The sequence below is a fragment of the Butyricimonas sp. Marseille-P3923 genome (genome assembly GCF_900184685.1).
GTDB lineage: Bacteria > Bacteroidota > Bacteroidia > Bacteroidales > Marinifilaceae > Butyricimonas > Butyricimonas muris.
This window is the reverse complement of record NZ_FXXL01000007.1, coordinates 308,098-332,736: the sequence shown is the minus strand read 5'-3', so window position 1 is coordinate 332,736 and position 24,639 is coordinate 308,098. Positions and strand designations below refer to the sequence as shown.

Below are 24,639 nucleotides of genomic sequence, written 5' to 3'. Positions count from 1 at the left end.
TTTAGAAGTTAGCTTGAATAGAAAGATAGAACGTGCGGGCAAAAGGATAATTCAATCCTCTCTCCTGTTTGATCGTCGACACGTAGAACAAATCGTTCGTCGATAAACTGACTTTCAATAAAGACAATCCCAGAAAATCAATATCCCGATCATTCAACGTGTAAGTCAATCTCAAAGAAGTCATCGACAAGAAATTATCTTTCTGCACGAAACGGGAAGTCGGCTTCAACTGTGCCAGATTACTGTATCCCTTGTATCGGGCAATATCTCCCGGTTGCGTCCAACGTCCTTTCAAAGCCCGGCGATCCATATTCTGGGAGAAATCACCTCCCTCGATCTTCTCGTATAAAGTCTTGTTATACTTGTCGGCACCGAACGAGTATTGAAGATTCATACCCAAACTCCACCGCTTGTAATCGATATTCACACCGAAAAATCCTTTCAAATCCGGTTCCGTGTTTCCCACGACCACTTGATCTGCCGAATTCCACGTGAAAGTCCGTTCCCCGTCCACGGTCATGAACACCTCTTGTCCCGTACCCGGATCAATACCTGCCGAACGCACGGCATAAATAGAATTCAGTGATTTACCCTCTTCAAACATGAAAACCCGCTCCAACTTCGTCTTTCCCGTACCCGTGGTTTGGTTCTCCTTTACCGTTTCGTTATAATCCTTCAACGCATCGGAAATACTCAACAACTTATTCTTGTTGCGAGCCCCGTTCACGAACACGTTCACACGCCAGTCCTTCGTCCGCACGGGAGTTACACTCAACGCAAACTCTAATCCTTGGTTGCGCACCTTACCCATGTTGGCTTTATAAGTCGTGAAACCCGTTGAAGGCAAGATAGCTATATCCGTCAGGTTGTTGTTGGTCGTGTTGGAATAGAAGTTAAAATCAAAATTCATCAACCCTTTCAGCATACTGAATTCCAACCCGATATTACGGTTTGTCGTGGTCTGCCATTTCAATTTACGGTTGGCGATGGACATGATCTCCGCACCCATCACACCGTCGTACATCTTCATATAGTTATAAAGAGTCATGATCTGACTTAATTGGAAATTAGAATTTCCCACCGTTCCGATATTTGCCCGAATCGCCAGATTCTCGAAAATACCGTGTGACCGCATAAAACTCTCGTTATAAATATTCCACCGTACCCCGACAGACCAGAACGGAGCCGAGCGCTGATTGCTGGCAAAATTGGAAGAACCGTCCAGACGTCCCGTTATATCCACAAGATAACGATTGTCCCAAGAGTAGTTGAAATTACCGAAAACCCCGGCAGAACGAGTGGTAGAACGATTTCCGGAAGGTCCCTTATAAGGGTCAAACTGCACGGCATACGAGGGATATCCCAAAGCATCATCCAAGAACCCGACAGAAGTGTAACCGTCACTCTCCGAATTGGTTTCCTTCAACTCCCCGCCAATAATTCCTTGCAACAAATGTCTTCCGAAAGACTTCGTGTAAGCCACGGTCAAGCGCCCGTAATAATCAAACTGCGAACTATTGGTCATATTATAAGTTCCCCGTTTATAGATATTCTTCAATATATACCCTTCACTGGTCGATTCGCCATCCGTAACCGATGTATAGTCAAAGAAATCAGCCGATAACGGCGAACGATAGACTTCAGATTTATCCTGTACATTATTCACAGAGAAAGATCCCTGCACACGCAATCCTTCCCACGCTTCCCAGTTAAATCCCAAGTTAAATGTCAGATTCGTGGTTTCTCCTTTACTAAAACTACTCAGGTATTTCGCCTCATAGATCGGGTTCAACTGTTCCGAGAATGTATTACCCGTGAAATCCGGTCTGGGGAAACCCTCGTAAATAGGTATATTACTATAAGAAAGCATCGGCAAATATTTCCCGTTCTCGTCTTTCATCCGGTAGAAAGGCAACAAATTGGCATACGTGGAGAAACTCCCGTAAGGAGAATCCGTGTTGTCCACCAGTGCAAATTGCAAATCACTGGTTACCTGCAAACGGTTGTCATTGTACAGCAACTTCAAACCCGCCCCGTAACGATTACGGTCGGAACCTTTCATCACGCCTTGACTGGGAGCTGCCGTCAGATTTACCTGATAACGGATATTACGACGCTCTTTTTCCCCGAAACGGGTACCGCCTTCCAACATGATCGTGTGAGTATGCTGAATCGCCGTTTGTAGCGGCTGTGACAGCCAATAAGAATCCACCCCATTCGCCACCTCCTGTTTCAATAACATATAGAGATTCTGGCGTCCCGGGTTTCCACCCAACAAATCCTCGTAAATATTGGTTGCCGTGTTATCCCCTTTATTCCCGTTCGTGAATAAATTGGATCTCTCGTAATATTCCAATAATTCCGAAGCGTCCATCAAGTTGTAAGAAGACAAATCCGGTACTTGGATACTCCCGTTAAAAGAGTACGAGAAACGTAATTTACCACCCTCCGGCACCTTGGTTTCTATCACGATAACCCCATTCGCAGCCCTCGAACCGTAAATGGAAGCCGCCGCCGCATCCTTCAATATGGTCACGGACTGTATCCGGTTCATATCGAGATCAAAAACCTGTTGCACCGAAATCTGGAAACCATCCATGATAAAAATCGGCAATGAAGTGTACGTCTGCAAATTCCCTTGCGAGATATCCGGCATACTACTCTGTCCGCGAATCTCGATCTTATCCGGTACCCGGTTCGGGTCGGAACCGAACAGCCCCTCGTCGTCCACGATCGAGAACGAGGGATCGAACACCTTCAACGCATCAAAAAGATTTGTCGGGTTCACGTTACGCAAGTCCTCCCCTTTCACTTGAATAGCCGTACCAGTGAAACTATTTTTCGCTTTCGTACCGTATCCTGTAACGATCACATCTTCAATCTGTTCTACTTTATATACCATCTTCACGTCAATAACACGACGTCCTTTGATAGCAATAGTCTGGGTTTCCATTCCGATAAACGAGAACACGATCTCCCCTTCCAAGGATGGCACCCGTATGCGGTACTTTCCTTCGGCATCGGCAGAAGTTCCTTGAGTGGGAGTTTCTTTATAAACCACTGTCACACCGGGTAATATTTCGCCCTGTTGATCCCGGACTGTTCCGGTAATCTCGAACAACTCCACGGTCTTCACACCCGTTTTAACCGGGGCTTCCTTGGAAATGACGATCGTTTTGTCTACCGTTTTGTAAGTCAGATTCAGAGGCGTCAATAATTTACGCAACGCCGTATCCAACGGGACATTCGTCACTTGAATTGTCACCAGTTGAGTCGCGTTCACCAGTTCGTTATTATAGAATATCTTGTATCCTGTCTGTTCTTGGATAGACTGGAATACCGTTTCTAATTTCACGTCTTTTACATCCAAGCTCACCATTTCTTTCTGCGCGTAACCCGCCATCACGAGGAAGCTTTGCAGAAATAAAAACAGGAAACTTTTCAAGAAGAATTTCCGAATATTCATCTTGGAATTTCCGGCTTCAAATATATTACATAATTTCTCCTTCATAATTCTGTTCCTTTTATATAGTTCCATATTCCGATTCAATTCACGGGAATAGGCCACGTGTACTTGGCAGCCGTCATATCCGTGCTTCCCCCGGTATAAGACGGTATGGAAGAAAGGTTCCACCTCTTGTAGTTATAGAATAACTGTCCTTCACCCAAAAACTCGCGAACATACTGGGTACGAATCTCCGCCCGGAATTCCTCCGGGGTTGAATGCTCTGTCAATGTCGTTCTGGAAAAACGTTTATTGATAAATGTACTCAAGTAACCGTATGCCCCTGCCAAATCACTCTGTTGTAACGCCGCTTCGGCCGCAATAAGATATGCCTCGCCTAGTTTGATCATCGGGATACGGGGCGACGTTTCACTGTCTTTCACCAAACTCGTGGAATCGAATTTAGGAAGCATACTAACCAGATCCGTCTTGAACCATTTGAAACGCAAATCGTCCGCCGCGCTTGCTTTCCATGACGCCGCATCCACTACGTCGGACAACGGGATGCCCCGTTCGGCAAACAATTCGTTTGAAAGCACGCTAAAGTCTTTATCCGCGGGAGCTAATCCCCAGAGATGCTCTACCGAGAAACCCAAATCAGTTCCCGCCGTCGTGGCAAAGGCAAAATACCCGTCGTCGATTATCGCATCCGCACAACTCCGTGCATCCGTGTATCCGGCACTTGTTCCCAACACGAGGGAAACCCGTGCTTTCATACCGAGAGCGGCGTAATAATTCATTTTCCAAACCCGGTCTGCCGGCTTCGTGCCGAACAAAGCATCCGTGTTATAGCTTTCGCCCGTGGAAATCGGATCGTATTTCTTCAGTTCATCGATTGCCGCGGTGAATTCCTGCACAATCTTTGTCACAAGTTCCAGATTCGTCAACGATAAAGGCTCTGCCTTCGTACCTTCCATCCACACCACACCTTTAAAATTAGCATCGGCGGTTACCGAAGGATGGAAAAGACGCACCAACTCATAATGCAAAGTAGCGCGCAACGCTTTCAACTCGGCGAGCATCATCTCCCGCGACCCCTCGACAAAGACCACTTCTTTTTTCTTTTGCAACAGCCGGGTCAGATTATTACAGGAGTAAATGGCATGATACATCTTCACCCAAATACCCGAAGCCATTCCCCGAACCAATGAAGATTCATAATTGAAATCGGAGATCGGTTTTAATGCCTCGTCCGGGACAAACGTCTGTCCCAGAAACTCCACTCCGCCCAACGTCAGATTAGCTCCATACAAATCCCTATCGCGGATTTCGGTATATATTCCGTTCATGGCATTCCGAAAAGCGGATTCGCTACTGAACAATGCCTCTTCATCAATATAATCCTCCTTAGGCGCAACATCAAACCAATCGTTGCAAGCACTAAACAGAAGAAGCAACAATACTACAATATAATATTTCTTCATAATCATTCTCATTTAAAAAGTGGCTTGAAGAGAGAAAGTAAAACCGCGGGCGAAAGGATAAATCAATCCCCGTTCCATCTTCGCGGACGAAGAGTAAAACAAATCATTGCAACTTACCCCCAGTCGTAAACTCTTCATGTACATCTTTTCCGCCAAAGCCGTATCAAAACGGTATCCCACGTGCAAAGAAGAAAGAGACAACACGTTCCGGGTTTCCACGAAACGGGAAGTCGGCAATGTTAAAGTGTTCTCAAATCCTTGCCATTTTGTATTCTGTCCGGCTTTTTGCCATTTGTTGCGCATCTGCACGGGACCATTGGCGTACAAATCCGCCATATCCACGAACTCGGCCGCTTCTTGGTTATACACCTTTCCGCCCAGCGAATAGCGGAACATACAATTAAAATCCCAATTCCCGTAATTCCCGGATAACCCGAAACTACCCGCAAGCTTGGGCGTAGGATCCCCTTGACAGGTAATATCATCGACATTCCACACGCCGGTCTTCCCGTTCGTACCGACATAAATCTCTTTCCCGGTAGCCGGATCCACCCCGTCTGATTTCACGGCATAAATAGCATTCACCGCTTTACCCTCCGTCAACTGCCGTCCCGTTTCCGCGTACGCTTGATTGTATTTCTCCCGGTAATAATCGGGAACCGTCACCAATTCATTCTTGTTCATGATCCCGTTCACGAGCAGGTTCAAAGAAAGTCCCTCTTCGTCCTTCCATATCCCGGCATTCAAAGAAAACTCCAACCCGGAATTCCGTATCTCACCGTCATTTACCCATTTCTCGTCAAACCCGGTCACGACATCGCTCTTTTTCAATACCACCAGATCTTTGCTCAAAGTATTATAATAACGGGCTTGAATATCAATCCTTTCCCACATGGACAGCTGTACCCCGACATAAAAATTACGGTCGCTTCTCCACTTCAAGCGAGGATTATAGTTATTAATCTGTGATAGAGTTACCAACCCCAACGAATTTTTGATCCCGTTCAAATAAGGATTGTCGATATCATAAGCATACACCGGATTCACTTGATTATAGTCAAACTGGTATCCGGGTACTACCCCCACTCCCGCCTGAAGAGTCAGACGATTCAATAATTCACATCCCGCGAACATCTCTTCCCGGTGAATATTCCAACGCCCGTTAATCCCCCAAGAAGTCGCCACTTGTTTTTTGGGCGCCAAACGGGACGATTTTTCCACCCGCAACACGGCATCCGCCATATAACGATCGGCATAATCGTAACTGATCACGGCATAGCCACCGAACAAACGGTCACGAAATTCCCTTCCCCCCGGTTTTCTGTCAAAAGCGTATTTCTGGGCAAAAGAAATGTAATTCATGTGATCGCTGGCAAGCCCGACACCGGTATAATTATCGCTATACACTTTAGAGGCATACGAGTGAATCCCCAACAAGGTATTCAAACGGTGATGCCCGAATTCATTCCGGTAATTCAGCATCAGTTTCTCCTCGTAAACCGTCGTGTTGTTCCGACGCACGGCATATTCCCCGGCAAACTCGGAATCCTCGATCGGCAAGCCCATAAACCGGTATGACTTCGGGGAAACAAATTGATCTTGCTTGTTAAAATCCTTCGAGAAAGCAAAATGTCCCGACAAAGTCAATTCCTCCGTGATCTGCCACGCCGCTTGCAAGTTATTAATCACCCGTGTAGTCCTGTTCTTGGAAAAACCGGACAGCGTCGTCTCGTAAAACGGAGAAGGCTGAGGATTAAACGTCCCGCTACCCAACTCGGCCTCCGCAACTCCATCCTCAGAATACTTCCGGTAATACGGGTTGATAGCCATATAATTCATAAAAATCCCGTAAGGAGAATCTTTACTATAAATCACATCCACTCTCAACTCATCCGACACGGATATCCCTCGGTGGGAATAATTCAAACGGGTACCCACGGCATACATATCCCGTTTGGAACCTTTCATGATTCCCTTGTTTCCGGGGGTTGCCAATAAATACACTTGATAAAGCATGGAATTATCACCACCCTCCACTTCCAGACGGTGTTTGTGGCGGAAAGGCTTCTGAAGCGGTACCTTCAACCAATTCGTGTTACCGTTTTTCAAACGTGTCCGGTACAACTCCTCGTTCCCGTCATACAATCCCATCTCCTTCTCTAATGCCAACTTTTGCTTGGCATTCATCAGATCGTAACTACTCAAGTCAGCCATATCCACTCCCCCGTCAAAATGATAACGTACCCGCAACGTACCGGGACGGGTTTCATTAGTCGTGATCACGATCACGCCATTTCCTCCCCGTATGCCGTAAACCGCCATAGCCGCGGCATCTTTTATCACACTCACGCTTTTTACCCGATGTATATCAAAATCAGCCAATCGATCGATCGAGATTTCGTAACCGTCAACCATAATCAACGGTAAAACATTCTCCTCCATGTCGGAGCCGAGTATGGATTTCTTTCCCCGTATATCAATCGTTTTGGGTACATAATTCGGATCAGAACCATATAATTCAGCGTCACCTGCCACCCTCAGAGATGGTTCCATCACCTGAAGAGCCTTTAACAGGTCTGTCGGATGAAATCGTCTTAATTGCTCACCGCTAAAATAATCTCCCGCACTCCACGTCTTCCCCTTTTCCCGTGAATTCTGCACCTTCTCCCCCGAATCCACTTGAGCCATTGTAACAGCGGTGCTCCCTAAAAGAATCATTCCGAGCAACAGACCCCGAACAGAAGCATTCGAACGAAAAATTCCCGGATACTTCCTTTCCTTCACACGCAAAAGTTTAATCATAAGTTACTGTTTAAATGAATTAGATAATAATGTTTAGACATTATTCCTCCTGATGATAATTTTACCGTCCCGATAATCCAAGCTGAAAGGGATACCCGTGGAACGGATAACTTCCAACACACTGTCCAGATTATCAAAACGCTTGAACTCACCAGAGAAATGGTAATGATCCAGAATCGAATTATCTGCCTCGTAATCAAAGTTGTACCAACGAGATAATTGATGTATCACTTCGCGCAAAGTGGAATAATTAAAGACAAAATACCCCTCTTTCCACGCCGTGTAAACGCGAGGATCCACCCGACGAATCGAGATCCCTTTATTAGTCGGGTTATAGGCACTCTGTCTGCCTCGTTCTGATAAAACTTGATGAATATCGGGGTGATTCACAACACCCACATCTACACATCCTTCTAATAAAGTAGTGTAAACAAGAGATTCCCCGACATAGGCATTTATATTAAACTCTGTTCCTAAAACCTTTACCACGTGATCTCCGGAAATCACTTTGAAAGGTCTTTTCTCATTTTTTGCAATTTTAAAATACGCTTCTCCTTGAAGGTAAACAACACGCTCCGCATCAACATCATTCACGAAATACCGTAACGTGGACTCCGAATTCAACCAAATTTCACTACCGTCCGCCAACACCAGATGGTACTCCGCACCCTTAGGTACAACCAATTTATTATACTTTTCCTGTACTTTCGCTTGTTGTTTGGAATAAATGAGAGTTTTCACACCAACCTCAATCCCTTCTTTTTCTTCTATAAATTGTACCCTTGCATTCAACTCTATCGAGGTATTATCTTCCAAGTACAACACGGGAACACCCCGTCCCGGCACGATTTTGGCTATCGTTTGGTGCACGTCCTTCTCCTCATCCCCCCTCACGTCGCGTAACATCCAATACATAGTAACACTCAAGAATATAACCGCAACAGCTGCTGCCGCACTCCAAACAAATCTCCGTCTTCCGACACGGCGTCCCGTGGAAGCCTGTTCTCTCACTTTGGCTTCTTTCCACGCTTTCGTCACATCAAAATTCTTGTAGAATAACGCTTTCTCTTGGATAAAATCGGGATTGGAAATCTTTTGAAACAATTCATCTTTCTTCTCCTCAGCTCCTTCCCAACCGGCTATCGCCCGGTTATCCTCCTCCGTGGCTCTACCCAACACTTTCTTTCCCACACTCTCGCCAATCTTGATTGCTTCTACGATCTTTTTCATCTGTCTGTTTTTTTATTGTTCCTTTTCGACGGTTACAACACCCAAGTCGAAAAGTAAGACGACACCTATTTCAAAAAAATTAGAATTTATTTGTACACATAGATACAAATACAGGAACAACACACTGTAATTCAATTAAATAAAATTTTACAGCATGATTAAAAAAAATAAATAAAATACACACTCAGCCCTAATAACTGCTGCTTTTAACACTCGTCATCCGATCTATTCCCTCCCGGTAAAATTAATTTTTAATACGGAAACAGGATTAAAAGCAAAATTCTCAATTCACCTAATCTTTCCCGAAGATATTGATACGTCCGGGCTTTATGAGTTCTTACCGTATTCACGGAAATACCCAATTTCTCGGCAATCTCGTCATTCGAGTAACCGTCCAACGCCAGTAACATTACTTGACGTCCCATGTTTGACAATTTTAAAATCTCTTCATAAATCATACGGGAAGCCTCTTCTTGGATGATCGTATCGATAAAATAAGATTTATCGGCAAGATCATTCTGCATCTGTTGCTCCTCGCTCGCGTGTCGTGAAGTAATCTTTTGGTGTCTGATGTAATTCAAGCATTTATGACGTATCGTCTTGTAAAAGAAAGCCTTCACGTAATAAATATTCTTGAATGAAGCACGTTGCTCCCAAAAGGCTACAAATGTATCTTGTACAACATCCTCACACGTATCGTCCTGTCCCAAATAATTACGGGCAAAAGCAACAAACAAGGCAAAAGAATCATTGAAAAATTCTTTCAATTTTCCCGGATCACCTTCTTGCAGTTTCTGAAAAAAAATCTCGTCCGTAAATTTACCTTCCATTCTTTCTGATATTTAAATTCGTACACGTCGCATGAAATACCATGTAAACAGATACATCCGGGACAAATATATACAAAAACCTTATAGAATCAAATTTATCTTTAAAACCATTATTATCTATTTTAGTGCAAATAGAATGATACCCAATACAGTATAGATTTACATTGCATCGGAGGAATATAATATCTTTTTTACGATAATCAGGCATAAAAATAGAGTGGGACAAAAAAGTAGTCGGAAGAAAAATCTTCCGACTACTTCTCTTTATTTAATCGTTTTATATTCCATCGATTACATCCACACTTCTCGGATATCTTTTTTAAGCATTGATAATCCATACCACACCCGCATTGCTATTTATCACCCGGAAGGGGAGTATTTGAAAGGTTTGGTGTTGTACGTGGAGTAGTATCCAACAATTTTTTTAAAGTCCCGACGAGCTGATCCCAATGATCACCCCCGCTGATATCCAATATCACGGTACCGTCGGGACCAACCAGTACCAAACGGGGAATCCCGGTAACGGACTCGAATTGCACGGGATTTTCCACCACGCATTCTTTCATCCGGATATTATCCCACGACACATTTTCTTCTTCCAAAGCCTTAAGCCACTTGCCGCGATCCTCGTCCTTGGATATACCGATAATATCAAACTTCCCCGTCACATGATATTTCTCGTGTAACATCTTCATTTTCGGAGTCAATCCCCGGCAGGGAGAGCACCACGACGCCCAAAAATCAAGCAAAACATACTTACCCCGGTAATCTGACAAACGAACGGTCTTTCCCTCGGGCGTTTTAGACACGAACTCGTGCATCATACCCGTCAACCGGGTACGATACATCTTTTCCATGCGCCCGGTCAACTTATCCAACAAGGTATCCCGTTTCACCCGAACGGGCAACTCCATGTGTACTCCTACATAATCATTCAAATCCATCAATCCGGACGCACTTCTTAAATCTTCCAAAGTAGTCGGTTCCTCAATCCGATTACACACCGTATTATAATATTCTTGTTGCATCAACATTCTCACCTTCCGTACCAACTCACTCCCCCTCTCATCTTCCAAAGCCAAAGTATTCAATTCCCCGCCCCACGCATAAGGATAGTACAAATTACAATAAACATATTCGGGTGTATAAATTTTCGTGTACAAATCCAATTGACTTGTAACCCGTCCCGGAATCTTGTATCCTTTCTCCCCCAATTCTTGAACCACCTTGTGCTTCAAACTCAAGGGCATATTCGCTACCACTAATATATCCCACAACCGTCCTTTCCCGAAAGCCCGTTGAATCACCTCGCCATACTCCCCGTCACGTTGACGTCTTAATTCCTGAAGCATATCTTCAATACTATCCAGCGTATTCTGGTCTTTCGCCAACCACCCATTCATATACTTTTCTGCCAAAGCAAGTTTCTCTCTCGTGTATTGTTCCGTTATCGTGTTGATCTCGTAATAAAGCACACCTGCCACATCCCCTCGTATCTCCACTTTCAATGGTTCCACTGTTTCCACGGCAACCGTCACCCGCTCCTTTTCTCCGACAAAGAACACGGAAGAAAACCCGGACTCGGTCGCCAACCTCAATACCTTGGGTGCATAACGGACATCATAAACCGCCCGCCCGTTCTCGAAAGACAAAGGCACCATTTTATCCCACACGAACTGATATTGTTCAGAAATCCACAACGGCTCATCCCCTTGATAGAGAATCTCTACGCGTTGCCCGCGAACCACCATCACGACCAACATGATTCCGCACAAAATACAATATTTTATCTTTTCCATCATTCACTTGTTTATAGATTAGTACTCATCGCTTTCCGGGGAACATTATAAATATCTTCCCCTCTCAACTCTTTGGCAATGATCCGTCCTTCCGGATCAAGCAACAAAATAAACGGTATAGCCGTCCGGTTAAAAAATTGGCTCAACACATCTTCCGTGTCATGCAAATTCATGAAAACATCCATTTGTTTTTTCCGCAACGCCTCTTTCCACGCACCCTCTTTCTGGTCGGTAGAAATGGTTACCACTTCCAGTCCCTTGTCATGTAAAAGTTCGTAAGCCTTCCGCACGTTAGGCAACTCGCCCATGCAGGGCCCGCACCATGATGCCCAGAAGTCTATCAACACGTATTTTCCCCGGTAATCCGCGATAGAAACTTTCTCGCCATCCTCCCCGGGCAAAACAAAATCAGGTATCACGGCACCGATCACCGTTTTCAACTCTCTTTCCCGGTAAGTCGCTATCCTTTTATAAAAAACATCTTCCCGTATGTCTTCTCCGGTAAACATCTCTAAAGCTTTTCCTAACATTTCCAACGAGAAACGCTCCTTGATATCGTGCAATATCATCACTAGTGCCCATGAATCCGGGTTCTCCTCGATCATATCCAAAAACATCTCGTTCTTCACGGAAACTTCCCGGTAAAAAGCATTCCGGGCAAGAAACATACGTTCCATTGCACGATAAGCACTCAAAATATCAGACTCCCGTCCCCCATCCACGACCATATCCCGTCGTGTAAACCGATAACCGCTTGAATTAAAAAAATCAGGTTTCCCGTGCAATAAAACATTATAAGCGTACATTTCCGTCGTGTCTAATATAAAATCAGTTGATGCACCTTTCCCCTTCACGCCTATCGCCACGCAAACAGGCGCCAAAAACTCTCCCGTGAAAACAACTTGCTGCCGTTCATCCAACACGGCAGAATCCCGCCTTTCATAACTTTGCCCGTCAAACCCGAACAAATAAACCGTATCCCCCGGCACGCTACCATTCCCGTAAATCGAAACCGTTAAACGATAAGACGGGGCGGAACACCCCACCAGTAACCACACGTAACATCCAATGAATAATATAATACTTTTCATCCTGTTCATTTAAAATTAAAAAATCATTTATCTCCCACCTCGCGTAATATCCGGTAAATCAAACCGCTCGACACGAAAGGCAAATTATTCCATCTCAACACCCCTTCCGGGTCAACGATCGCGAAGTGCGGTATTCCCGTTATACCCAACATCTCGTGTACCCCTTTGGCACGCCCGTTCCAACGCAACTGCACGCCCTCCATTTTCTTCTCCCGGAGCAAATTCTTCCACTTCTCCCGATCAGCCGTCTTATCTACCGACAAAGACACAAACACGATGTTCTTTCCCCGCAACTTTTCCTCCATCTTCTTCAAATAGGGTATCTCGCTATTACACGGCCCACACCATGTTGCCCATACATCCAAAAATATCCAAAAACCCCGGAAAGAAGACAATCTCACCTCCTCCCCGTTCACGTCCTCCCCCGACAACTCCACGACACATCCCGGCATTACCCATTTTCGCTTCGCCCGGGAAACATCCTGCTTGTCCAAATTCTTCCGGATAAACTCCGCGTAACGGGAAGGCAAACGCCGGATACATTTCTCCACGCTCTCTCGTTCATACGGTTTCACCCAGTACAAAACATCAAGAAAATTCTCGTACACGAGCCGCTCCCTTATCTCTTTCGCGGCATAATACTTCGCCAGCCGTACCTCATTCTCGTACATCTGCCGCCCGGGTCCCAACAATCGGCGAGGATCCTCCACCCTTAAATAATCGGTATAAACCTTCAACACCTTCCAGTAAGTCGGAGAGCAGATCACCCGCTTATCCTTGGAATCCGGAATCACTTCCGCCAACTGTTGCAACACCTCCCCCGGAAATTCATAAAACGTTCTCCTCCCTCCACGCGCTCCACAAGCTTCATACATCCGGTAATACTTCAATTCCGTGCGAATAACTTTCCCGAAATCTTTCGCCTCCCCCGGGTGCATCCCTAGATAACGTTCCAAACGAGCGTGCAATGTATCACACACGCCATCCAGCGTCAGATCTCGTACACTCTCAGATACCAATTCCGGCACCGCCTTGGCATAATAAAACTCTTGCTGGAAACCCGCCATCTCGTGAAGGAACAAATTCCGTTCGGCACACAAACTCCCGTCATCTTTCACTTCCACTCGTTTGTTCTCTTTTAAAACAATTTCCAAGCACTCCCCCGGGCAAAGAAAAAAATAATAATCGTGGAAATTCACCCGAAACACCTCCCCGTAACACGGCATCCCCTCCAGCACGACATCCCATGTATCCCCCGCCTTTAATTCATAACGCTTTTCCTCGTGATTCACGATACAATCACTTTTCACGTCCAGTTTCACACGTGCCGGTTGCCCCTGCCCCGTGGAAAAAAGCCCGATAAACAGGCAACAAAATAACAAGTACTTCATCAAAATTTGGTTTTAAGGTTGATTTATCTGTCACATCCTAAAAACAACTCACCCCGTGAAAGTGTCTAAAAGTTTTTCCCACCAATTGATACAAAATAGCACAAAAATCCATAAGTTTGCATCGGTATGAAATCATCCGAAACAGATATAACATTTTTGAACAGACTGAATGCACGAAACCACGAGGCATTTCAACTCTTGTTCCGGGAATACTTTCAAGATATTGCCTATTACGCCGGCAAAATATTGAAAGACATGGACGTTGCCGAAGACATAGCCCAAGACATATTTGTACGTTTATGGGAAAAAAATAATCATTTTGAAAACTACTTGGCGCTGAAATCATACCTCTATCTCTCCGCCCGCAACAGTTGTTTAAATTACATCAAACATCACAATATAGTGCTTGAACACGCACAAACCCAAAAACCGAAAGAAACGGAAGAGAACACGTGGAACACCATCGTAGAAACGGAAATCATCAGCCTCCTGTCCGACTATATCCGTCAACTCCCCGCGGAATGCGCCAAAATCATGGAACTCGTGATGCAAGGATACAACAGCACGGAAATTTCTACTTTGACAGGAGCCTCATCCAGCACCGTGAGATCCCAAAAACAACGGGGTATCGCCCTTTTGAAAAAAATAGTGTCGCCCGAATTATACGCCCTGTTCATCCTCTTTATGCAACAGACACACTAATCCCTGACAACCACTTGTTCTCTCTCAAAAAAACAAACACTCCGCTTGGACTTTCACATGTAAAACTGAAGTATTCCCGTGAATATACTACCTTTATTTTACCGCGACAAGACACCTACATGGGGAATAATTTAAAAGAACAACAATCCAATTACAAACAAAATACAATATTTTTTATTGTTATAGGAGTTTCATGGAAGTATGATAGAAGTATGATAGAAGTATCTCCCACTGAACTATAAAAAAATGGTAAATAATATCCCCGTCACGGGTAAGTTCTAGCGGGGATTACCTATAATAATGTACAGTTATTCCTATACGCAAATTTAAAAATCACAAAAAAACACCATTCCTTTTAGACACTTTCCTTATGTCAGTTGTTTTATTCATAAAAATACAGACATGAAAAAGGTCGAAGATAAAATAAAAGAAGCCCAAGAGATAGCCCGTCAAGTCGAGGAAGCCTTGACAAAAGGCAATTGGGAACAGGTGGCACCCGACAGTCCCTACCTGCACGAGGAAGTAGGTATCCCCGAACAGCTACACGAAAATATAAAGCTACACGCCAGCTTCGACACGGAAAAGGCTCTGCGGAAATTCATTTCCGCTACCCGTCCGGCACGGCGCTTCCCCGTGCTCTACAAGTACGTTGCCGCTGTTGCTTGTTTCCTGATATTCGGAATCGGTTATTATCTTTACCAAAGCACAAGGTCATCAACGGGCAAGACCGAACTCATGGCAAAAAGTGCCTACCTCATCTTGGACGACGGACGTCAAGTTGATTTGAGTCGACAAGTGCAACTGGATTACAACGGCACAAGGATTATCAATTCCGACGCGGGAAAAGTTTCCTATCAAAAAGCACAAGATTCCCCTTCTACTTCTCCCAACAAGTTGATTGTACCGGAAGGAACAGAATATTCGCTGCAATTAAGCGACGGAACAAACGTATACCTGAACGCGGGAAGCACACTTGTTTTTCCTTCTACTTTTGACAACGCATCCCGCGTAGTAGAACTTTCCGGCGAAGCCTACTTCGAGGTAACACATTCCGGTGTCCCGTTCATTGTCAAAAGTAATGTCATGAACGTGAAAGTATTAGGAACCACGTTCAACATGACTGCATATCCCGGCGATCCGACGGCAACAACCACCCTCCTTACCGGGAAAGTTGCCGTTACCTGCCATACGCCTTCGGATACGCTTGGTCAAACAACCGTACTGACACCGGGGCTACAAGCCTGTTTCCATGTACAGGAAAACATCTTGAAAGTGGATTCGGTGGATACGGCAGAGCGGATAGCATGGACGAGAGGCGAATTTGCTTTCGAGGATGTCGAGTTAGGAAGGATCATGACCATCATCGGAAGAAGTTTCGCACTGGATGTTGTTTTCGATAACCCGGAATTAAAAGATATCAAATGCTTTATATCCATACAAAGAGATAAAGGATATAACGAGATATTGAAAATACTCCACCTCGCGACGGGAGTAAAGTTCAAAAAAGAAGGCAATGAAATCCGAGTATATAAATAAAATCGGGAAATGGTGACACATCTCCCGACTTAACAGATTAAATTATTGACCAATAAATTAACCCTTAAAACCATTACAAAGCTATGAAATAAATTAATGTTTTCCTAACGAATAAAAGTAATGGGTGTGAAAAAAATTATGCTACTGACGTTTTTGTTAGTCCTGTTGGGGACTTCCGGGGAAGCGTGGGCTCAAAAAATCAGCATCCATGTGAAGAATGCCACACTGGAAGAAATACTAAAAAAGATAAAGAAAAAGACAAAACACGATATGGTGTACAAAATGGAAGACGTGAGAGAAATACAAACCCTAAAGTCCGTGAATCTTGATAACATGGAATTACAGGCAGTTCTGGAGCATTGCCTGCAAGGGACTTTTCTGACTTTCCGTGTTTACAACCAAACCATTATTATCACGAAACGGCAGGAAAAGCCAGTCCCCTCCATGCGTACAATCACCGGGATCGTTCGGGACGAAGACGGATTCCCGCTTGCCTCCGCCACGATTCTGGTGAAAGGCAGTACACGGGGCACCGTCGCCGACAAAAGCGGATGTTTCATCCTCCGTATCCCGGAAGGCACGGGGGCAATTCTGATCGCAAGTCACGTGGGGAAGAAAACGAACTACACGCCCGTTTCCCCCGAATCCGATTACCGGATCACTCTTTTGAACGACGTGTCGCAGGTAAAGGACGTGATTGTCAACGGGTACCAGATGATCGCCAAGAATGAAATGACGGGGGCGACCTCCACGGTAAAAGGCAAAGACATACGCACGCCGGGAAGTACGTCACTTGAGGCAGCGTTCCAAGGAGCCATAAACGGGTTGGAAGTGATGATTCCTTCCGGGAATATAGGAGCCACGGGACGCATGAAAGTCCGGGGCACTTCCACTATTGTCGGGAACCCGGAACCCTTGATCGTGATAGACGGTATCATCCGGGAGAATATCTGGCCGTTCGATCGCAACTCGTTATATGACTTATTGAATAACAACGACTTGACAAACTCAGCCCGCTCCAGTATCATGGGAAACAATCTTTCGGGTATCAATGTTGACGATATTGCCAGTATCACCTTGTTGAAGGATGTGTCCGCCACGGCAATCTACGGAATCCGGGCATCGAACGGGGTGATTGTCATCGTCACGAAACAGGGTGACGAGCAACGGCCTACCGTGAGATTCCGTGGCGATATCACGTTCAGTCCCATCCCGACATACAGGAATACCGGGGTTATGAACTCCGCCCAACGCGTACAGCTATCGAAAGAAATCATCGAGACAGGTATCTCTTTGCCGGCTTTTCCCCGGGAGATCGGTTACGAAGCGGCATACCTGAGAATGATCAACAAAGACATTTCCTATGCCGAATTTAACGAAGAGGTAACCCGGCTTGAAAAAATGAACACTAATTGGTTCAAAGCATTGGGACGCACGGCGATTAGCCAAAACTATCATTTGAATTTCAGTTCCGGGAAAGACGGAATGGCTTATTACGCCTCTTTCGGGTATCGTAAAGAAAACAGTTCCTATATCGGGAATGACAGGAACACTTACACCGGAATGTTGAACTTCAAGTTCAATTCATCCCCCAAAATAAAATTAGCGCTCCATATTTCCGGTTACCATATCACGACATCCGGTTACTACACGGGAATCAATCCCGAACAATACGCCTTAACCACGAGTCGCGCGATCGCTAAAGAGCAATTTTACTCGAACGGAAAAGCGGTGTTATTATCATACCGAAAAAATGGCGTGTTACAATATACCAGAAATGACGTTCATTTCAACCTGTTGCATGAACTGGAATACACGGGCAATGACAACAAAACCTCGGAATTAAATCTGGGTGCCCATCTCACGTGGAAGCCTCTGCCCTATTTGAATCTGACGGTTACCCCTGCATGGTCTCAAGGCTCGAATGACAGCGAGTTGTGGGCTGACGCTCGCTCATGGAACGCGGCTCTTTTACGAGGTGCCGATTACGGGACTACAAGTTCCGGTGAAGTGGATGATCTGATACCATATATCAGTCCGCTTCCCTCGGGCGGTGTACTCGATTACATGAAAAATACCCGCCAATCTTATACGCTGAAAGGACAATTGGATTTCCGGCAAACGTGGGGAGAAGCGGTATACCATTCTCTGACAGCAACCGTCGGCGTCGAAATACGCGAAAACAAATACACGGGGAAACAAGGTATCGAATGGGGATACGAGCGGGGCAAAAACAAGACGTTCACGCACGACTACACCTCCGCGGCGGAAAGATTCCGATCGGTACAAGATTATTTCCCCGGCACTGAACTTGCAGAATCGTACAATACCTTGCCGGACGACCACGACCTGACTCTAATCGACAGGGTGGAGAACACGTTCTCCCTGTACGGGACAATCGGCTACACTTACGACAGCCGTTACACCCTCTGCATCAACGTCCGGAATGACGCTTCCAATCGATTCGGGGAACGCACGAACAATCGTTTTTATCCCGTGTGGTCTGCCGGAGTCCGTTGGGATATCCACCGGGAAAAATGGTTCCCGTCAAAATCGTGGATCAATGAAACAACCCTACGAGCCTCCCACGGCAGACAGGGAAACGTCGTTACCAACGTTTCGCCGCAAGCATTAGTCAGTCATGTCCCGAGCGATCCGATCACGAACGAAAACTACTTGCAATTGGAACAATTGCCCAATCCCGATCTGAAATGGGAAAAAACTATATCATGGAATTTGGGATTGGATTTGTCTCTACTCCAAAATACACTGGATATATCATTTGATTATTACAAAAAAGAAACCGAAGATATCGTGGTCGAGAAAGAGATTCCCATCGAGAACGGTTCCCGCAAAATGTACATCAATAGCGGGGCTATCGCCAGCGAAGGGTACGAATTACAAATAAAAGCCACCCCGGTATCCACTCGTGACTGGACTTGGAATATTGCATTCACGATGGCTTACATGAAAGACATTTTGAAAAAAAGTTATACCGACGAACCAATGCTTGAACGTTTCACGAATGGCAATGCCGCCTTGGACGGCTTCCCCGTATCCGGATTTTGGTCTGTCCCGTTCATCGGGTTATCCCCCAAGAACGGGGCTCCCCTGTTCTCGGTCATAGACCAGATCAGTGGAGAAATGCAAAAAGTGTCCGGTTCCCTACTGGATTATCTTGTTTACAGCGGGGACAGCGAACCCCGCGTGTCCGGGGGACTGAACACGACTATTCGATGGAAGCGGTTCTCGCTGAATGCCATGTTCAATTACCAACTAGGGCACTACAAAAGACTCAACCCGTTCATGACGAGTAACGCCAGCGGGATGCTTGCCATCCCGAATGCCGCACAAAACGCTTCCACCGAATTGTTGAACCGCTGGCAACAACCGGGAGACGAGAAATTCACGAATATCCCGGCATTGCAAATAACCGATGAAGATATATCCGCTTATCTCCCGGATAACTCGTTGAGTTTGGGGGATTACAACGCCGTGTACCGTTATTCATTGTACAACCGGAGCACGGCACGTGTTGTCTCCGCCAGTCACTTACGGTGCAATCGGATGTCACTGAATTATCAAACAAGCATTACCCGGGTGGCAGATATCAACCTCGGCATAACGGTAACTAACCCGTTTATTATCAAGAATCATCGATTACGAGGACAAGATCCGGAAGTCATGAACATGAATGCCGAATCATATTCCCCGACGATGAAGCGACAACGGAATTATTCCATCAGTGCAGAATTTATTTTTTAAACCAAGAATATAAACCTAAAATCAAATTAATGACAGACAAATTATCAGATCATTTATTAAACCTTAAAACCAATTTTATGAGAACAAGAAACTATCTGTTAATCATTAGCCTCCTGCTGACACTCTGTCAAGGATGCGTAAAAGAACTCCACGAGTTGCCTCCTCGTCCGGGGTTGGTCGTGAAATTAAACGGCATCGAAAGAGATTCCATTATCGTCGCACCCGGCGAGGAAATCACGGTTGACGTGGAATTTATCGCGAACCAAGGCATCATTCAAGAATTATATATCAAGGACAATGCCGGAGTGTATTTACCCGATTTTCCATTGACGATGGACTCGACCGAACTACAAAACAAAAACCGATACACTTACTCGTTCTGTGCCAACGACTATCTGCCGGAAAGAGGATCGCATTATCAATCGTATAATTTTCAAGTAGTTTGCAAAGACAACAATCAACCGAAACAGTTGATTAATAAAACAATAACAATTCTGATCGCGGACGAGTTAAAATCTTACACGGTAACTTTAGGCGCACAAGGAAATACTCAATACGGTAATTTCCTAAACATCAGCACAGGTGAAGTATTTACATTGGAACAAGTACGCCAAATGAACCTAGAAGAACTTTTGCACATCGATGTATGTTATTTCTATGGTGAAGAGGATGAAGTAACCAGCTCTTATCAAGAACAACACTTGTACCCCCTAGCAGGTGTACAAAGTTACACAGCAAGTTGGCTAAATCTCACGAACACATTTGAAGCGATGGCCTCTTATAAAATTCCGGCGTTGGAACAAATCAACGGAATAACATTCGCACAACATATAATCAATGCCTCACCGAAATATATCGATGAATATCAATACACCACGGATCTGTCGAGTTACGGTAATCCAACAAGTAGCAATGCAACCAATCATCCCACTTGGGAAGGTATTTATATTATGTCCATGTACAGATACTTGAATTGGCCGTCAAACACGACGGAAAAGGAACACAAAGTTGCCGTTTACCAAGTGAAAGAAATCGTGCCCGGTAAAAAAGGATACATTACCTTAAATATCAAGGCTGCACCGCAATACCTTTATTAATATAAATGAAAATTCAAATGAAATCGATATATATAAAACAACTTGTAACCCGGATATTATTTATCCTGTTGTTTACACTATCGGGGATCGTACACGCCCAAAACAACACGGTCAAAGTGACCGGAACCATTTATGATGAAGCCAGTGTCACTTTACCGTCTGTCACTATTACCGTAAAAGGACAAAAAGGAGTCGGAGTACTTTCCGATAAAGATGGAAAATTCACGATTTCCGTCCCGGAGGGAACAACGCTTGTTTTCTCGTTCGTGGGAATGAAAACCCAAGAAGTGATAGTCAATCAAAAACAAGTTCCCTACAAAATTACTCTCAAAGAAGACTCCCAAGCCATAGAGGAAGTGGTAGTCACGGGTTACCAGACACTGAAACGCCATGAAGTCGTGGGTTCCACTTACACCGTGAAAGGCGATGATATCCGCATTGCCGGTATCAACCGGGTAGACGCGGCGCTCCAAGGCATGATCCCGGGAGTCAGTATCACGATCCCTTCCGGTCTTATCGGTACCGCACCTCAAGTAAGAGTGCGGGGAACTTCTACCGTAATCGGAAACGCTTCTCCCGTATGGGTAATTGACGGCATCATTCAAGAAGATCCTCTTCCTTTTGCCGGAGCACAATTGAATGACATCCTTAGTTCGGGCGACTTGAGCAGTTCTATGGCAAGTATCTCCGCGAGTAGTATTTCCGGTCTTAACCCGGATGACATCGAAAGTATCACTTTCTTGAAAGATGCCTCGGCCACTGCCATTTATGGAGTAAAAGCCGCTAACGGCGTTATCGTAATCACAACCAAAAGAGGTTCCAACACGAATGGAAAAATAAATGTAAATTTCCGGTCGGATATTTCCGTCACCCCAAGAAGAACGTACGGCCAAACCGACCGGATGAACTCTGCCGACAGAGTAGCCTTGTCTAAAGAGATCGTCGAATCGGGAGTCCCGTTCACCAAATTTCCACAAAATGTCGGATACGAGGGTGCTTACCTGCAACTTATCAACAAGGAAATCTCCATGGAGGATTTTAATGAAAAAGTTACCCGTCTTGAAAAACAAAACACGGATTGGTTCAAACTACTCGCTCGTAATGCCGTCAGCCAAAATTACTCGTTAAGCCTAAGCGGTGGAAATGACAAAATCAATTTCTACGGTTCCGTGGGGTTCAATAAATCGTTGAGCAGTTACAAAGGCAACGACCAAAGTAACAAAACCGTCAATTTCAGCGTGGATGCCAAACTACGTAGTAATCTGCGTACAAAATTTCAATTCTCCGCCAGTCAATCCGAAACGAACGCTTTCTACACGGGAGTCAACCCGGAAGATTATGCGTTGAATACCAGCAGAACAATCGCTTCCGATGAATGGTACACGATAAACGAGTCAAAAGCTCAATTCTATCTTTCTGACATTACAGCAATTAATAGAGATATCCAATACAATTTCCTGAATGAATTGAAGCATACCGGGAACGAGAACAAAAACACAAAATTCCAAATCACGGGAAACATCATTTGGAATATTCTTCCGGAATTAAGACACGAGCTGACCGGTGCATTTACAAGAAACAGTTCCGAAGCCAACGCGTGGGCGGATGACCATTCCTATGCCGTTTCTAAAATTCGGGGAGCCAACTACGGGGAACTTGTCACCGGAGAAAGCGATTCATGGCTCACTCTTGCATCTGTACTCCCCTACGGCGGTATCTTGAATTACAATTCCATAACTCAACAGAGTTACACTGTCCGCAACCAGCTCAACTACGGGAAAGCTATTGATAAGGAAGGGAACCACGCAATCAATATCGCCTTGGGACACGAGATCAGAGGCAACAGCTATATCGGACAGGAAGGAACTGAATACGGGTACATGCCCAATAGAGGTAAAAGCGTGGATTACAATTACAGCCAGCAAGCAAACAAGGATTACGTTTTGTCCATTTATCCCGATTCAAAATACAGTGAAACCGTAAATGTACCAACATACGCGGAACGTCATTCCATGAAACTGACGGACAAGATAGAAAACTATATGTCATACTATGCCACCGTGGGATACTCCTACGCCACGAAATACACGCTATCTTTCAGTTTCCGTCAAGATGCTTCCAATAAATTCGGGCAAAACACCAACAATCGTTTCAACCCGGTATTGTCTGCCGGAATCAGATGGAACGTCAGCGAAGAAAATTTCATGCGTCGTTTCGGGTGGTTATCCAACCTCACGCTGAAGGCTTCCTACGGTACACAAGGAAAAGCTCCGGATATCAGTCCTTACCTGATCGCCAATTTCAACATCGCACCGGATATATTAACCGGAGAGCAATATTTATCCATCAAGAACTTACCCAATAAAGACTTGAAATGGGAAGAAACCCGAAGTTTCAATGGCGGTATCGAATTATCTATACTGGATGACCGGATATACGGAAGTATCGACTATTATTACAAAAAAACAAAAGACGCGATCACGTACGTGAACATCCCTATCGAAAACGGAACAAGTAATATGGCTGTGAACAACGGGACATTGGTCAACAAGGGATATGACATATCTTTAACCGTTATCCCCGTAAAAACAAAAGATATCAGATGGAGCATCAGTGCCACTTCCGGCTTCAACCGCAACAAAGTAAAAGACAACGTGGACAATGCCACACTCGAAAAAATCACGGAAGGAAGCGTCATTATTGACGGGTTTGCATTGAACAGTTTCTGGTCATTCCCGTATATCGGGTTATCCGACAAGGGAGCCCCGAAATTCGCCGTCATAGACCAGACTCCCGGTACCACGACAAAGGTCGAGAGCGGAACTTTATTGGATTATATGATTTACAGCGGAGTAAAAGACCCGATATTCAGCGGCGGACTATCTACCCTATTCCGGTACAAACAGCTTTCATTATCTGCCTCTTTCAATTTCCAGTTGGGACATCACAAACGCTTGAACCCATTCATGAAAAGCCAAACGACAAGTGGCACGAACGGGCAATTAAGTATCCCGAACCCAGAGAAAAATGCCAGCACGAAACTAAATAAACGTTGGAGGCAACCGGGTGACGAAAAATACACGGATATACCGGCGCTTCTCACGCAAGACGAGGATTTGAGCAAATATTTGCCAGATAACTCACTGACATTAAGCAATTCAGGTCAAGTATATCGTTACCAGATGTATAACCTATCCGATTTCCGGGTAGTAAAAGCCGATCACATCAGATGTAACAGTATTTGTCTGGCATACGCTTTACCCAGAAAACAACTGGATAAAATAAAACTCACGAACCTCACCTTTGCATTGACAGTAACCGATCCTTTCGTGATTAAAAGTAAAGGACTCGGCAAACAAGACCCGGAAACCCTTAGCACGAGCGCTACCAGCATTATCCCGGTCGTTGACCGCCAACGCAAATTCTCGTTAAGTGTAAGCCTTGGTTTTTAATCATATTAATATAGA

General features: G+C 44.9%; 13 protein-coding genes. 5 read left to right on the top strand and 8 right to left on the bottom strand.

Annotated elements, in window-relative coordinates:
• Position 1: 1 nt before the first annotated feature.
• The 8 genes from CS948_RS12820 to CS948_RS12785 form a co-directional block, all read right to left on the bottom strand.
• A complete protein-coding gene (locus CS948_RS12820) occupies positions 2-3,511 on the bottom strand; it encodes a SusC/RagA family TonB-linked outer membrane protein (RefSeq protein WP_099292120.1) in 3,510 nt (1,169 codons plus the stop codon).
• A 35-nt stretch (positions 3,512-3,546) separates the two neighbouring features.
• Complete coding sequence (locus CS948_RS12815; protein WP_176555049.1) at positions 3,547-4,929, bottom strand: RagB/SusD family nutrient uptake outer membrane protein; 1,383 nt, start codon at positions 4,927-4,929, stop codon at positions 3,547-3,549.
• A 12-nt stretch (positions 4,930-4,941) separates the two neighbouring features.
• Entirely contained in the window at positions 4,942-7,731 is a 2,790-nt protein-coding gene (locus tag CS948_RS12810; RefSeq protein ID WP_099292118.1) for a SusC/RagA family TonB-linked outer membrane protein, read from the bottom strand.
• Between the two features lie 33 nt (positions 7,732-7,764).
• Entirely contained in the window at positions 7,765-8,961 is a 1,197-nt protein-coding gene (locus tag CS948_RS12805) for a FecR domain-containing protein (RefSeq protein WP_099292117.1), read from the bottom strand.
• A 251-nt stretch (positions 8,962-9,212) separates the two neighbouring features.
• Complete coding sequence (locus CS948_RS12800; RefSeq protein WP_099292116.1) at positions 9,213-9,791, bottom strand: RNA polymerase sigma factor; 579 nt, start codon at positions 9,789-9,791, stop codon at positions 9,213-9,215.
• A gap of 353 nt (positions 9,792-10,144) precedes the next feature.
• A complete protein-coding gene (locus CS948_RS12795; RefSeq protein WP_176555048.1) occupies positions 10,145-11,590 on the bottom strand; it encodes a TlpA disulfide reductase family protein in 1,446 nt (481 codons plus the stop codon).
• Positions 11,591-11,601: 11 nt separating this feature from the next.
• Positions 11,602-12,681: a TlpA disulfide reductase family protein gene (locus CS948_RS12790; protein WP_176555047.1), complete on the bottom strand. Its 1,080-nt coding sequence runs from the start codon at positions 12,679-12,681 to the stop codon at positions 11,602-11,604.
• 23 nt (positions 12,682-12,704) lie between these two features.
• On the bottom strand, positions 12,705-14,072 hold the full coding sequence (locus CS948_RS12785) for a TlpA disulfide reductase family protein (protein ID WP_099292113.1): 1,368 nt from the start codon (positions 14,070-14,072) through the stop codon (positions 12,705-12,707).
• A 126-nt stretch (positions 14,073-14,198) separates the two neighbouring features.
• Here CS948_RS12785 and CS948_RS12780 point away from each other — a divergent pair, with 126 nt between their 5' ends.
• The 5 genes from CS948_RS12780 (at position 14,199) to CS948_RS12760 (ending at position 24,624) form a co-directional block, all read left to right on the top strand.
• The gene (locus tag CS948_RS12780; protein WP_099292112.1) at positions 14,199-14,774 is read left to right on the top strand and encodes an RNA polymerase sigma factor; all 576 of its coding nucleotides are present in this window, start codon (positions 14,199-14,201) and stop codon (positions 14,772-14,774) included.
• A 402-nt stretch (positions 14,775-15,176) separates the two neighbouring features.
• A complete protein-coding gene (locus CS948_RS12775; protein WP_099292111.1) occupies positions 15,177-16,310 on the top strand; it encodes a FecR family protein in 1,134 nt (377 codons plus the stop codon).
• A 126-nt stretch (positions 16,311-16,436) separates the two neighbouring features.
• On the top strand, positions 16,437-20,075 hold the full coding sequence (locus tag CS948_RS12770) for a SusC/RagA family TonB-linked outer membrane protein (protein ID WP_176555046.1): 3,639 nt from the start codon (positions 16,437-16,439) through the stop codon (positions 20,073-20,075).
• Positions 20,076-20,152: 77 nt separating this feature from the next.
• On the top strand, positions 20,153-21,172 hold the full coding sequence (locus CS948_RS12765) for a hypothetical protein (protein ID WP_141560946.1): 1,020 nt from the start codon (positions 20,153-20,155) through the stop codon (positions 21,170-21,172).
• Between the two features lie 17 nt (positions 21,173-21,189).
• On the top strand, positions 21,190-24,624 hold the full coding sequence (locus tag CS948_RS12760) for a SusC/RagA family TonB-linked outer membrane protein (RefSeq protein WP_176555045.1): 3,435 nt from the start codon (positions 21,190-21,192) through the stop codon (positions 24,622-24,624).
• The last annotated feature ends 15 nt before the right edge of the window (positions 24,625-24,639 follow it).

Excerpts from the sequence above, each read along its gene's own strand:
- CS948_RS12780 (WP_099292112.1), top strand. The coding sequence starts at position 14,199 with ATGAAATCATCCGAAACAGATATAACATTTTTGAACAGACTGAATGCA.
- CS948_RS12775 (WP_099292111.1), top strand. The coding sequence starts at position 15,177 with ATGAAAAAGGTCGAAGATAAAATAAAAGAAGCCCAAGAGATAGCCCGT.
- CS948_RS12820 (WP_099292120.1), bottom strand. The coding sequence starts at position 3,511 with ATGAAGGAGAAATTATGTAATATATTTGAAGCCGGAAATTCCAAGATG.
- CS948_RS12785 (WP_099292113.1), bottom strand. The coding sequence starts at position 14,072 with ATGAAGTACTTGTTATTTTGTTGCCTGTTTATCGGGCTTTTTTCCACG.
- CS948_RS12795 (WP_176555048.1), bottom strand. The coding sequence starts at position 11,590 with ATGGAAAAGATAAAATATTGTATTTTGTGCGGAATCATGTTGGTCGTG.
- CS948_RS12790 (WP_176555047.1), bottom strand. The coding sequence starts at position 12,681 with ATGAAAAGTATTATATTATTCATTGGATGTTACGTGTGGTTACTGGTG.
- CS948_RS12810 (WP_099292118.1), bottom strand. The coding sequence starts at position 7,731 with ATGATTAAACTTTTGCGTGTGAAGGAAAGGAAGTATCCGGGAATTTTT.
- CS948_RS12815 (WP_176555049.1), bottom strand. The coding sequence starts at position 4,929 with ATGAAGAAATATTATATTGTAGTATTGTTGCTTCTTCTGTTTAGTGCT.
- CS948_RS12805 (WP_099292117.1), bottom strand. The coding sequence starts at position 8,961 with ATGAAAAAGATCGTAGAAGCAATCAAGATTGGCGAGAGTGTGGGAAAG.
- CS948_RS12760 (WP_176555045.1), top strand. The coding sequence starts at position 21,190 with ATGAAATCGATATATATAAAACAACTTGTAACCCGGATATTATTTATC.
- CS948_RS12765 (WP_141560946.1), top strand. The coding sequence starts at position 20,153 with ATGAGAACAAGAAACTATCTGTTAATCATTAGCCTCCTGCTGACACTC.
- CS948_RS12800 (WP_099292116.1), bottom strand. The coding sequence starts at position 9,791 with ATGGAAGGTAAATTTACGGACGAGATTTTTTTTCAGAAACTGCAAGAA.